The sequence below is a fragment of the Lysinibacillus sp. S1 genome (genome assembly GCF_044986265.1).
In the GTDB taxonomy this organism is placed as follows: Bacteria; Bacillota; Bacilli; order Bacillales_A; family Planococcaceae; genus Lysinibacillus; species Lysinibacillus capsici.
Map to the genome: position 1 here is coordinate 1,690,161 of NZ_CP173154.1, position 12,551 is coordinate 1,702,711.

Below are 12,551 nucleotides of genomic sequence, written 5' to 3' on the forward strand. Positions count from 1 at the left end.
AAGACTGTATAGCCCATGCTTTCATAATCTGCTATATAATTTTGTAATTCATCACGTTCATCATTTTCTAGCAAATCCATTTTTGTTAAACAAATAATAGGATGTACATGGAAGGATTCTAACACAACTAAAAAACGATCCAGTAAGATGGTATTGAAATTCGGTTCCTTTACAGAAAACACCAAAATACCTTGATCAATATTCGCAATTGGCGGACGTACTAATTCATTTTGGCGCTCAAAAATCTTTTGTATTGTCCCATCAGAGCCTTCAGTTTCCATTGTATACTCTACAATATCGCCTACGAGTGGGGATTCGCCACGATTACGAAATACCCCACGTCCTCGGCATTGAATCAGTTGATGTCCATCAAATACATAATAATAACCACTTAATGCTTTTCTTATTTGGCCTTGCGCCATCCAATTCCTCCTTAATCGACATCATTATAATTAACTTTGCCTTCTAAAATTATTTCTGAGTCACGAATTATTCTATAACTCGCATCTTTGCCATCTTCAATTGTAAGCTGAATGTTGTATGGCGTATCACTTAAAATTTCAAATACTTCAACAGGTTCAGACAATGTATGATTTTTATCTTGAATTTCAATTCGAATATTTTGAGCTATTCCCTCTTCTGTAGGTTTATACTCAATGACTACAGGTATGACACGTAGTTTATCGGGCTGTTTTGCTGGCCCTTTACTTATTACAACCGATATCATAGAACCTTCTTCTACCATAGTACCCGCTTTTGTCAATTGCGAAATTACACTGCCAGCTGGGATGGTTTCATGATGTTCTTCACGAGATATACGCCAATTGAGACCTGCTCTTTTCACATAGTCATCCATATCAGCTTTCGTATAATTTACAACATTTTCAACCCTTACCATTCTAACTCCTTGGCTAACTTTAAACGTGATTGTTTCTTCTTTCGCTACTACCTCAGAATTTGGTGGTATGCTTTGTTCAATAATTCTTCCTTCTGGCTCATTAGAAGGGACATCCTCTTTTATTACGTCTTTATACTTTCCTTTTATTAAAGCTTCAACTTGACTATAATTTTGTCCAACATAATTATCAACAGTCGTCATCTCTACACCTAAACTAACGATTAATTCTACCTCTGAACCTTTTTCACGTAATGAATTTTTTGATGGGTCCGTTTCTATAACTTTCCCCTTCTCTATTTCCTCATGATTTCGCTCCTGATGCTCTTCACCAACAACAAATCCATCTGCTTCTAATTTTTTTGTCGCTTCCTCTATTGTTAAATTTGCTACATCTGGTATAGCCACTTTTTTCGGGCTAAATAAATCTTTTGCAAAAATAAAGAATAAGAAAATGACAACCGCTGCAATGAATAGTCCTGCAACATATTTGGGCCAATTTTTCTTCTTTCCCTTTACAGGAACTGGCTTTTCTACAGGCTTTTTAGGTTGTGGTTGAGAAGGTGCTTTAGCTTCCATAATCGGTTCAATAACTCTTGTTTTAGTTAGATCTTCGTCTTTTTTATGCATCTGCTCTTTAATGATGGGAATASMTTTCGTYWCAWCATTAKCMAYWKGTATSACAAAWTTKGGATCGTTGATTCTAGATGGTGTTAGTACGGTTTCCAAATCTTCATACATTTCTTCCACTGTAGTATAACGATGGGATGAATCTTTGGCAGTAGCCTTTAATACTACATTTTCCAAGCTTTKGGGAATCGTTGCATCAAAAGCACGGACAGAAGGCGTTTCGGCTTGTAAATGCTTAAGTGCTATTGAAACAGCAGATTCACCAGAAAATGGAAGTTCACCTGTTAATAATTCATATAACACAATACCGAGTGCGTAAATMTMTRWTTTGTTTGWAGMTGTACMGSCGCGAGCTTGMWCTGGTGATAAATAATGGACTGTACCAAKCWCMKRMTTKRWKTGWGHAWATGATGTAGCAHTTAACGTCATGGCAATACCAAAATCCGTAATTTTCACATTACCTTCCGCATCCATTAATATATTTTGCGGTTTAATATCACGGTGGATAATATGGTTTTCGTGGGCATTAGCAATGGCAGACGTTAATTGCTTCATAATATGCACACTTCTAGCAGGAGAAATTGGTGCAAATTCTTGTATGTACTGCTTTAATGTTTTTCCTTGAACATATTCCATCACAATATAGTGTAGATCTCCATCGTCACCTACATCATAAACACTAACAATATTTGGATGTGTAAGACTTGTAGCAGACAGTGCCTCACGTTGGAAACGTCGATGTAATTCATCCTCATTGGAAAAATCATAGCGTAATATTTTAATGGCTACATCACGATTTAAAATCATATCGTGTGCTAAATAAACATTGGACATACCTCCGCCACCAATGAGTTCTAAAATTTTATAACGGTCACTAATTCTTTTACCTACAAGCATTCTTACACCTCCTCATCCTTTTTTGTTAATAGCACGAGGGAGATATTGTCTTCTCCCCCGCTGGCATTTGCTAATTCTACAAGTTTACGTCCCTTTTCCTTAATGGAGTCTGGATACGTAATTATCGATGCCATTTCATAAACAGTTAGTTTATTGCTTAATCCATCTGAACAAATGAGTAAATACGATTCTGATGCTAAATCTACTTCATAAAAGTCTGGTTCGATTGTGTCCTCTGTCCCAACCGCTTTTAAGATGAAATTTTTCTTTGGATGTGTCAAAGCCTCTTCTTCGCTTATCTCACCATTTTCGACCAAGACGTTCACATATGAATGATCTCTTGTTATTTGTTGTGCACCATCTTCAAAGAAATAATACACACGACTGTCTCCCACATGTGCAATGAAGCAATGTTGTTCTTCGATTAACACTGCAATAAATGTCGTGCCCATTCCTTTACAGTCTTCATGTGATAAAGAATAGTCATATATTGTTTTATTCAATTGCTTAACTGTTTGTAATAACCATTCTTTTTTTGATGTTGTGGATACAAAATGATGTGTGTCTGCCTGTAAAAAAAAGGATTCCATTTGTTTAATTGCCATATCACTTGCTACATCACCAGCATTATGACCACCCATGCCATCCGCTACAAGTGCTAGTGCAAGCCCATCTGGACGTTTAAAGAATGCAGCACGGTCCTCATTAATGGATCGTTTTAAACCAATATCACTTTCGACTGTGTATTCCAATACTGGTCACCTCGTTTCTTCAGATCTCTCTTGTGCACGTAATTGACCACACGCAGCAGCGATATCTGAACCTTGCTCTCGGCGGATCGTTACGTTAATACCATTTTTCTTTAATGTTTTTTCAAAAGCAAAAATTTGACTACGAGATGTACGAACATAATCACGTTCTGGTACATAGTTTACAGGAATTAAGTTGACATGACATTTAATTCCTTTAATTAAAGCAGATAGTTCCTCTGCTATTTCTACTGAATCATTTTCACCAGACATCAGCCCATACTCGAAACTCACTCGTCGACCTGTTTTTTTTGTATAGTATCGCACAGCTTCCATTAATTCTTCCAATTDATAAGCACGGGCAATTGGCATTAGCTTTTGACGTGCTTCTTGGTTTGGCGCATGCAGAGAAACGGCAAAGTTAATTTGTAATTGTTCATCCGCAAACTGGTAAATTTTAGGGACAATACCCGATGTTGAAACTGTGATATGACGTGCTCCGATATTTAAACCTTTTTCATGATTGATCACTTTTAAGAAGTTCATCATTGCATCATAGTTATCGAAAGGTTCACCAATACCCATAATGACAATATGAGATACTCGCTCGCCCAATTCATCTAATGTTTGCTGCACTTTGACAACTTGCTCCACAATTTCCCCTGCTAATAAATGTCGCTTCAAACCACCTAAAGTGGATGCACAAAACGTACAGCCAATTCGGCAGCCTACTTGTGTTGTTACACAGACAGAATTTCCATATTCATGGCGCATTAAAACAGTTTCTATTGAATAGCCATCTTGTAATTKGAATAAAAATTTAATGGTACCATCTTTAGATTCTTGTTTAATAATGGTTGATAGTGTGGATAATGCAAAATTTGCAGTTAGTTTTTCGCGTAATCCCTTTGAAAGGTTTGACATTTCTTCAAATGTCTTTACACGTTTATTATACAGCCAGTCAAAAATTTGAGCAGCACGGAAAGGCTTTTCGCCATTTTCCTTTAGCCATTCTTCTAATTGATGAGGTTGTAACGAATAAATGGATTCTTTTAAATTTGGCTTTTCTTTTTTTACACGTCGAACGGGCTTTTCTTCTGCTTCTTCGACTAAATCGTTAATACGTTCATTAAATTTCTCTTGATCCACCATTAGTTGGATTCTCCTTTTTTACGAAAGGCGGCGACAAAGAAACCGTCACTACCAAAGTCTTGTGGAAAGACTTGAAGCATGCCATTAGCTTGCTTTTCCGCTAATTTTGTTGGTAAAGATTCTAGTTGTATAGCTTCCATTTCTGGATGTGCTGTTAAAAAGGCTTTCACAGTGCCTTCGTTTTCTTGTATGTCTACTGTACACGTACTGTATACAAGCTTACCATTTGTTTTCAAAACTTTCGTTGCTGCATCAAGTAAAGCTAATTGGATTTTTTGAAGACTTTCTAAATCTTCTTCTCGCTTTGTATATTTAATATCTGGTTTACGTCGCATAACTCCTAGTCCACTACATGGTGCATCGACTAAGATAGCATCAAAAGACGCTGCTTGTAAAAATTCTGGTGCTTTCCGTCCGTCTATTGGGGCTGTTTCAACAATATCAAGCCCTAGACGCTCTGTATTATGGTCGATTAAATCTAATTTATGTGGATGAAGGTCTGTTGCTAAAATAGACMSWKYMTYYTTCATTADTTCGGCAATATGTGTTGTTTTTCCACCAGGTGCCGCACACATATCCAAGACACGCATACCTGGAGATGGATTTAGCACATTAGCAGGTATCATTGAACTTTCATCCTGAATAGTAATCATACCTTCTTTGAAGGCTTTTGTACGAGCTGGTTGACCGTTTGTAATGTATAAGCACTCTGGTATAACGTCGCTTTGATTAGCCGTTAATCCTTCTGCCTCTAACTTGGCAATTGCTTGCTGAACAGTTGCTTTTGTCGTATTAACACGCACAGTCTGCACAGGCGGTCTATTATTTTCATGCAACATTTCAGTCGCTACTTCAAGACCGTAGTTATCAACAAATCTTTGAACTAACCACATTGGATGACTTGTTTCTATTGAAAGGCGCTCAATTGGATCTGCTATGTCATCTGTTGAAGGGACTCCACTGCGTAACACGGATCTTAATATGCCATTGACCATAGAAGCGATTCCACGATGCCCTCGACGCTTGGCAATTTCTACTGCTTCGTTTACTGCAGCGTGTGGAGGGATACGTGTTAAATAATGGATTTGATACAACGAAATTCTTAATAACCAGCGAACCCAATGATCAATTGAACCACGAATAAATGGCTCTAAGTAATAATCAAGTGTCATTTTATGCTGTAAAGTTCCATACGTTATTTCAGTCAATAAAGCACGATCTTTTGCTTCAATTTTATGCCGTTTAATTGTTTCATTTAGCAATAAGTTGCTATAAGCCTGATTTTTATCAACTGCTAATAGAATTGACAATGCGGCATCTCGTACATTGCCATCCCAAATCACTACACTTTTTTTACTCATTTAAATTGGTCCCCAATCTGTAATTTAGAACCTGTCCCACGTAAATATTCCTCTGCGGTCATGCGCTTTTTACCAGCTGGTTGCACATCATATAATGCTAAAGTTGTCCCGTTGCCAGCTGCTACCTCAAAGTGATCTTTATCAATGGCAACCACTGTACCTGGATTAGCCTCATGCTTACTTTTGCCAATCGTTGCCCACCAAATTTTAAAATTACCATCCTCAAAAGTAGTATAAGCAACAGGCCATGGATGAAGACCGCGCACTTGATTGTATAAAGTAATAGCATCGTTGGTCCAATCAATCCGTTCTTGTTCCCTTGAAATATTACTTGCAAAGGTAACTTGTGCTTCATCTTGAACTGTACGGTTATTTGTACCATTTATAATAGAAGGAAGTGTTTCCTTAAGTAATTCACAGCCAACCATACTTAGCTTATCAAAAAGTCCACCAGTATGATCATCTTCTTCAATAGGGATCGCTTTTTGAGAGATAATATCTCCCGCATCAAGCTTTTCTGCCATATACATGATTGTTAMTCCTGTTTCTTTTTCACCATCCATGACGGCTTGGTGAATCGGAGCCCCTCCACGATATTTTGGTAATAGGGAGGCATGGACATTAATGCAGCCTAGAGCCGGTGCATCTAATAATTCTTTTGGTAGTATCTGTCCAAATGCTGCTGTTATTACTAGGTCAGGCTGTAAAGCAAGAATCTGCTGTAACTCCTCGGAGCCACGCAATTTTTCAGGTTGAATAATTGGCAAGCCAAGTTCCAAAGCCGTTGCCTTTACTGGCGGCGGTGTTAATACTCGCTTACGCCCAACTGGACGATCTGGTTGTGTTACAACTGCTTTAATAGTATATCCTTCATCATGTAGCATACGCAAAATAGGTGCGGAGAAGTCAGGTGTCCCCATAAAAACGATAGATGTCATTTTATTCCTCCTCTTCAGCGTACATTTCTTCTAGTTCTTCTGCTGTGACAATACGCTTGATTTTTGAATCGAAAAGCACACCATCTAAATGATCAATTTCATGTAAAATCGCACGGGCATCAAAGCCACCTGCCTCTAATTCATAAACACGTCCTTCACGATCACATGCTTCAATTTTGACATAACTAGGACGTTCCACTTCTCCATATAACCCTGGAAAGCTCAAGCATCCTTCAATATCTACTTCTGCTCCGTCCGTTTCAACGACAGTTGGATTAATCATTTCTAAAATATCACGTTCTTCACCTAGTTCAACAATTGCTACCCGTAACCCTACGTCTATTTGTGGTGCCGCAATTCCAACGCCATCATATTCCACCATAGTGTCATATAAATCATCAAGTAWTGTAATAATTTCATCATWARTTTCTRWCACWTCAGGACACGGTGTGGATAGTACTTTTGCAGGATTTTCAATTACTTTTTTTATAGCCATTATTATTTCCTCATTTCTGCTTTAAAGCTAGTGCACTAGCTAATTGATACTTTTATTAAAAATCGTGCTATTATTACACGCTAACTATATAGTAGACGGATCTAAATCTACCGTCATTAATATTCCTTGTTTAATCCACTCTGCTCTATACATAGCAAGTAAACGTTGTAACACGGGAATTAGATTTGGTKYAAWYWTATATTTTATCMWRYRKWKMTWWMGATRTYTATTTTGGAGACGAGCAATACTCGCAGTTGTTGGTCCTATTATTGCTACTTGATTCGATAAGTTCCCTCGTAACCAATCAGCCACTCGACCAGCATATTCAGCAGCCATCATGACATCTTCATGGGATAATTGAATAAGAGCTACAAAATAATAAGGTGGATAGTTTGATCTGCGACGTAAAAACATCTCACGTTCATAAAATGGTTCATACTCTTGTGTTTTAGCTAAATCAATTGCGTAATGCTCAGGTGTATACGTTTGAATGATGACTTCCCCTAGCTTGTCATGTCTCCCAGCTCGGCCACTTACCTGTGTTAATAGCTGAAATGTTCGCTCTGCTGCGCGGTAATCAGGTAAATGTAAGGATGTATCAGCACTAAGTACACCGACTAGCGTAATATTTGGAAAATCCAGACCCTTTGCGATCATTTGAGTACCCAGCAAAATATCTGCATGCCCTGCCCCAAATGTCTCTAATATTTCTTCATGTGCCCCTTTATGCTTCGTAGTATCTACATCCATACGTAATACTCTTGCCTCAGGAAACAACTTATACAGCTCCTCTTCCACCTTTTGTGTACCTGTACCAAAATAACGAATATGATCACTTTGACATTGTGGACATATTTGTGGAACATGTTCCTCGTAACCACAATAATGACATTTCAATTTTTCAGTTGTTCGATGATAGGTTAATGAAATATCACAATTTGGACATTGGACAACTGTTCCACAATCTCGACAAAGTACAAATGATGAATAGCCACGACGGTTTAAAAACAGCACCATTTGTTCTTTTTTCTCAAGTCTTAAACGGATTGCTTCTATCAGTGATTGGGAAAACATCGAACGATTACCTTGTCTCAGCTCTTCACGCATATCTGCAATAAAAACAGTCGGCAAAGCCTGATGTAAAGCACGGTGTTTTAAGGAGAGTAGCTTATATACTCCCTTTTTAGCTCTTGCAAATGATTCTAATGCTGGTGTTGCACTCCCTAAAATAATAGGACAGTTATAAAATTCGCTACGCCAGATGGCTACATCTCTTGCATGATAACGCGGTGAATCTTCTTGCTTATAAGTTGATTCATGTTCCTCATCCAATATAATAAGCCCTATATTCGTAAAAGGAGCAAAAATAGCTGAACGAGCTCCAACTACGACCTTCACTTTGCCTTGTTGGATTTTACGCCATTCATCATATTTCTCCCCTACAGATAATCCACTATGCATCACAGCAACCATCTCACCAAAGCGACTGCGGAATCGTTCGGTCATTTGTGGAGTTAAAGAGATTTCAGGTACCAACATAATGGCTTCTTTTCCTTCTTCTAATACCTTTTGAATAGCCTGCAAATAAACCTCTGTTTTACCACTTCCTGTTACACCATGTAATAAAAAGGTTTGCGCTATTTGCTGGTCCATAGCTGTAGTAATAGCTTGGAGAGCAACCTGCTGCTCACTCGTTAATTGTAAGGCATGTGTACGTGAAACTTCCTTCGTAAATGGATCACGAAATACTTCCTCTTGAATAAATTGAGCAGCTCCTTTATCAATTACTGCCTCTAAAACTGAAATAGAGACCCTTGCTTCGTCACAAATTTGTTGGGGAGTAAAAATCTCTCCTAAGTGTTGGCACATCCATTGCAGTAATAGCCGTTGTTTAGCTGCTCTGGATGATTGCTCTAAAGCACGTTCAATAAGTTGTTGGTCTGCTGTTATTTGAACCATTCGAATTTCTTTCACATTTCCCTGTTGCTTCACAACATTTTCGATTGAAACAATGTTTTCTGCAACCAATTGCTTCAAAAGGGGTAGTAAACCTGCTCGCTCAAATTCTTTAAAATTTGCTCGTTGACGCTTCCCGAATATAGCCTGTACCTCTAGTGGTAATTGTTGACCTTGTTGTAGCTTAATCATTTTTTCATACTTGGCTCGAAGTGCAGATGGTAACATCACTTGCAAGGCATCTATTTCATAGCAAATCGTATCGTTCTTCAACCACTTCGCCATTCGCAACATCTCTTCTGTCAGGACTGGCTCCATATCTAAAATTTGATTGATTGCCTTTAGTTTATTTAACGGTACATCTGTTTCTTTCTTCAATCCAACAACAAAACCCAGGACATTCCTTGGACCAAATGGCACTTTAACACGACTTCCTAACTCGATAACACTAATCCATTCTACAGGTACTTGATAATCAAATGGACGGTCTACATGGTAAGTAGAGACATCTACAATGACCTCTGCTATCAAGAAGCTCATTGTTCCTCACCCTTTATAATATATGACCATAATGTCTGAGCAAAAAGTTGTGGGTTAATTGTAGCCAAAAACTGTCCGTTAAGCTGCGCTTTTTCACTAAAATCAATCCATCTCTCAGAAAGTATATTAAGCATTGGAGTTCCTTGCACTTTTTGTCCGAAAGTGATCGCTTTTATGCCTTCTACCGAAATGATCGGCGTTTCCTTTATAGTCGGCACATTTGCTGCATGGATCAATATTGCCTGAGGATATTGGATTTTATAAGCCTCCAGTTGCTGTATAGCATCAAACAAATTAGAATTTTCTATTTCAATTACATGTGCGCCTAACATTCTTGCTTCATGTGCTAAAGCTCGGCCTATGGCTCCAGTTGCCTGTGGACTAATTACATGCTGTTCAGCCAATGGTACATGTAGGGCACCTGCAGTCACTATAATTGTTTTACCTGTTAGTGGTGTAGTTTTTCCCGAAAAAAAATCTTGAACAAGTGCAGTGATTTTTTCTGGCTCCTCTAGACGGCCCTTCCCGACATAGCCACATGCTAAAAAGCCTTCGGAAGGCTCAATAAATTTGTAGCCATCAGCTGATAGCCTATCCAAATTACGTTTTACCGCTGGATGGTCGTACATGTGTACATTCATGGCTGGTGCAATCCATACAGGTGCTGTCGTAGCAAGCAGGGTTGTTGTGATCATATCATCTGCTATACCATTGGCCATTTTTCCTATTATATTTGCTGTAGCGGGCGCTACTAAAATTAAATCAGCCCAGTCTGCTAAGTCTATATGAGCAATCACACTTGAATCTTTTTCATCAAACGTGTCAAAATAAACATCATTTTTGGACATCACTTGAAAACTTAATGGATTCACAAACTGTCTAGCAGAGGCTGTCATGATGACTTTTACATTGGCTCCTGCTTGTGATAGCTTGCTTACGAGTGCCACAGCTTTATATACGGCAATCCCGCCTGAAACACAAAGTAAAATATTTTTATTCATGCTAGGTGTCGTCCTTTCAAATGATAAGCTCCCAAAGAAGGATTCCCTGGGAGCTTTCGGCATTCTGTATAATCAAAATCTACTGCTAACTAGACTAGCATGCATGTAAACATAGTAAAGCTCTTTACATGATGTTAGATTTCGTCCTCATACACAGTTGACTCATCCTGTGATACTTTCGTAAGTACACCTGCCGCTACTTCTTCAAGTGCTTTCCCAACATATTTATGGGAAACATACTTGTGTAAGCGTTCTGTGTCTTGCTCTTCTTGCATTTGGCGAGCACGTTTAGAAGCAAGGCTCACTAATGAATATTTTGAATCGATTTCCTTTTTTAAAGCGTCTACTGATGGGTATAGCATTGTTTTATTCTCCTCTCAACATTGACAAATATCTTTTTTCAACACGTTCTCTACGACAATGCTCGGCTTTAATAATCGCATTTATACGATCACAGGCATTCGTCACTTCATCATTTTCCACAACATAATCATATAAGCTCATCATTTCAAGCTCTTCACTTGCAGTAGCGATTCGTTTGGCAATGATATCCTCCGTTTCTGTCCCACGTCCAACTAAACGATCTTTTAATTCCGTTAAACTTGGAGGGGCTAAGAAAATAAATAAGGCATCTGGTGCTTTTTTACGAATTTGTGCTGCACCCTGCACTTCGATTTCTAAAAATACATCACGACCTGCATCAAGTGTTTCATTTACATAAGCTAATGGTGTTCCATAATAGTTACCGACAAATTCAGCGTGCTCTAATAAGCCACCTTGTTCAATTAACACTTCAAATTCATGACGTGTCTTGAAAAAATAGTCTACACCATCTACTTCACCTTCGCGAGGATTTCGTGTTGTCATCGAGATGGAATACTCATAATTCGTATTCGGCTGAGAAAATAATTCTTTTCGCACTGTCCCTTTACCTACACCAGAGGGGCCAGACAGAACAATTAATAATCCACGTTCTTTTATCATTTATTCTCTATATCTCCCTTAATTTATAACAGACACGTGCAAGTTATTCGATGTTTTGCACTTGCTCACGCATCTTTTCTAAAATTGTTTTCGCCTGAACAACAGCAACCGCTGCTTCTGTAGATTGATTTTTTGAACCAATCGTATTAATCTCGCGATGTATTTCCTGCATTAAAAAGTCCAATTTACGCCCAACCGAAATCTTTTCAAGTAATGTTTCCTCCAGCTGGTTGAAGTGACTATCTAATCTGTCTAATTCTTCGGAGATGTCTACTCGTTCTGCAAAAATCGCTACTTCCGCTAGTAAACGATCTTCTAGCAATGTGCCGTTTGCAACTTCATTAATTCGCTCTATTAATCGTGTACGATATTTTTCAACAGCAAGTGAAGAACACAAACGAATCTGATTGACTTGCTCCATTAACTGTTCTTTATATTGTACAACAACCTCTTGTAATTCTTGCCCTTCACGCTCACGCATTTGTACGAGCTGTTCAATCGCTTGTGAAATTGCTTGTTCAACAGCGCTGAGTAAATCCTCTGGTGTAAGCTGAGGCTTTTGCTGCACAAGGGCCTGCTCTAACGATAAAAGCTCTTGCATCGTCCATTTTTCTTCAAGTGGTACTTTACTTGCTAATTGCTCTTTTGCCTTACGATACGCTTCAATTAATGACCAATTAATCTCAATAGATTGCTCTACGTTCTCTAAGTCCTTCACATATACCATCACATCAATTTTGCCGCGTGACAAAGCTTGAGAAATTAGTTTCTTTGCAAAAATTTCAGCTTCAAGCCATTCTTTCGGAAATTTTGCATTAATTTCTAAAAAACGATGGTTGACCGAGCGCATTTCCACGGTTAATTGAAAGTCTCTAGTTGTTGTGACACCTCTGCCAAAACCAGTCATACTACGCACCAAGGTTCGTCACACCTTTCTTTGCATACTGGGATT

Annotated in this window: 10 protein-coding genes and 2 pseudogenes; all 12 read right to left on the minus strand. The window is 38.4% G+C overall.

Translation table 11 applies throughout. From position 1 onward, the window contains the following. Positions 1-422, minus strand: a 422-nt coding sequence (gene rsgA / locus ACHZEU_RS08805) for a GTPase RsgA (protein ID WP_404804366.1), incomplete at its 3' end; no start/stop codon positions are given. Positions 423-433: 11 nt separating this feature from the next. Next, positions 434-2,422 (minus strand): annotated as a pseudogene (gene pknB / locus ACHZEU_RS08810) (Stk1 family PASTA domain-containing Ser/Thr kinase). Between the two features lie 2 nt (positions 2,423-2,424). Next, complete coding sequence (locus ACHZEU_RS08815; RefSeq protein ID WP_054549883.1) at positions 2,425-3,174, minus strand: Stp1/IreP family PP2C-type Ser/Thr phosphatase; 750 nt, start codon at positions 3,172-3,174, stop codon at positions 2,425-2,427. A 6-nt stretch (positions 3,175-3,180) separates the two neighbouring features. Further along, the gene (gene rlmN / locus ACHZEU_RS08820; protein WP_404804367.1) at positions 3,181-4,323 is read right to left on the minus strand and encodes a 23S rRNA (adenine(2503)-C(2))-methyltransferase RlmN; all 1,143 of its coding nucleotides are present in this window, start codon (positions 4,321-4,323) and stop codon (positions 3,181-3,183) included. Then, a complete protein-coding gene (rsmB, locus tag ACHZEU_RS08825; RefSeq protein ID WP_404804369.1) occupies positions 4,323-5,684 on the minus strand; it encodes a 16S rRNA (cytosine(967)-C(5))-methyltransferase RsmB in 1,362 nt (453 codons plus the stop codon). The genes rlmN and rsmB overlap by 1 nt, the downstream gene beginning before the upstream one ends. Next, on the minus strand, positions 5,681-6,622 hold the full coding sequence (gene fmt, locus ACHZEU_RS08830; RefSeq protein ID WP_404804370.1) for a methionyl-tRNA formyltransferase: 942 nt from the start codon (positions 6,620-6,622) through the stop codon (positions 5,681-5,683). The genes rsmB and fmt overlap by 4 nt, the downstream gene beginning before the upstream one ends. A gap of 1 nt (position 6,623) precedes the next feature. After that, on the minus strand, positions 6,624-7,118 hold the full coding sequence (def, locus tag ACHZEU_RS08835; protein ID WP_404804371.1) for a peptide deformylase: 495 nt from the start codon (positions 7,116-7,118) through the stop codon (positions 6,624-6,626). 84 nt (positions 7,119-7,202) lie between these two features. Then, positions 7,203-9,614: pseudogene (gene priA / locus ACHZEU_RS08840) on the minus strand (primosomal protein N'). After that, a complete protein-coding gene (coaBC, locus tag ACHZEU_RS08845; protein WP_404804372.1) occupies positions 9,611-10,615 on the minus strand; it encodes a bifunctional phosphopantothenoylcysteine decarboxylase/phosphopantothenate--cysteine ligase CoaBC in 1,005 nt (334 codons plus the stop codon). The pseudogene priA and the gene coaBC overlap by 4 nt, the downstream one beginning before the upstream one ends. A gap of 134 nt (positions 10,616-10,749) precedes the next feature. Continuing rightward, positions 10,750-10,977 (minus strand): DNA-directed RNA polymerase subunit omega, encoded by a 228-nt coding sequence (gene rpoZ / locus ACHZEU_RS08850; protein WP_004227380.1) that lies wholly within the window; start codon positions 10,975-10,977, stop codon positions 10,750-10,752. A gap of 4 nt (positions 10,978-10,981) precedes the next feature. Then, positions 10,982-11,599, minus strand: coding sequence for a guanylate kinase (gmk, locus tag ACHZEU_RS08855; protein WP_004227379.1), 618 nt, complete (start codon positions 11,597-11,599; stop codon positions 10,982-10,984). Positions 11,600-11,642: 43 nt separating this feature from the next. Then, positions 11,643-12,518, minus strand: a complete 876-nt coding sequence (locus tag ACHZEU_RS08860; protein ID WP_103117562.1) for a YicC/YloC family endoribonuclease — start codon at positions 12,516-12,518, stop codon at positions 11,643-11,645. Positions 12,519-12,551 lie beyond the last annotated feature (33 nt).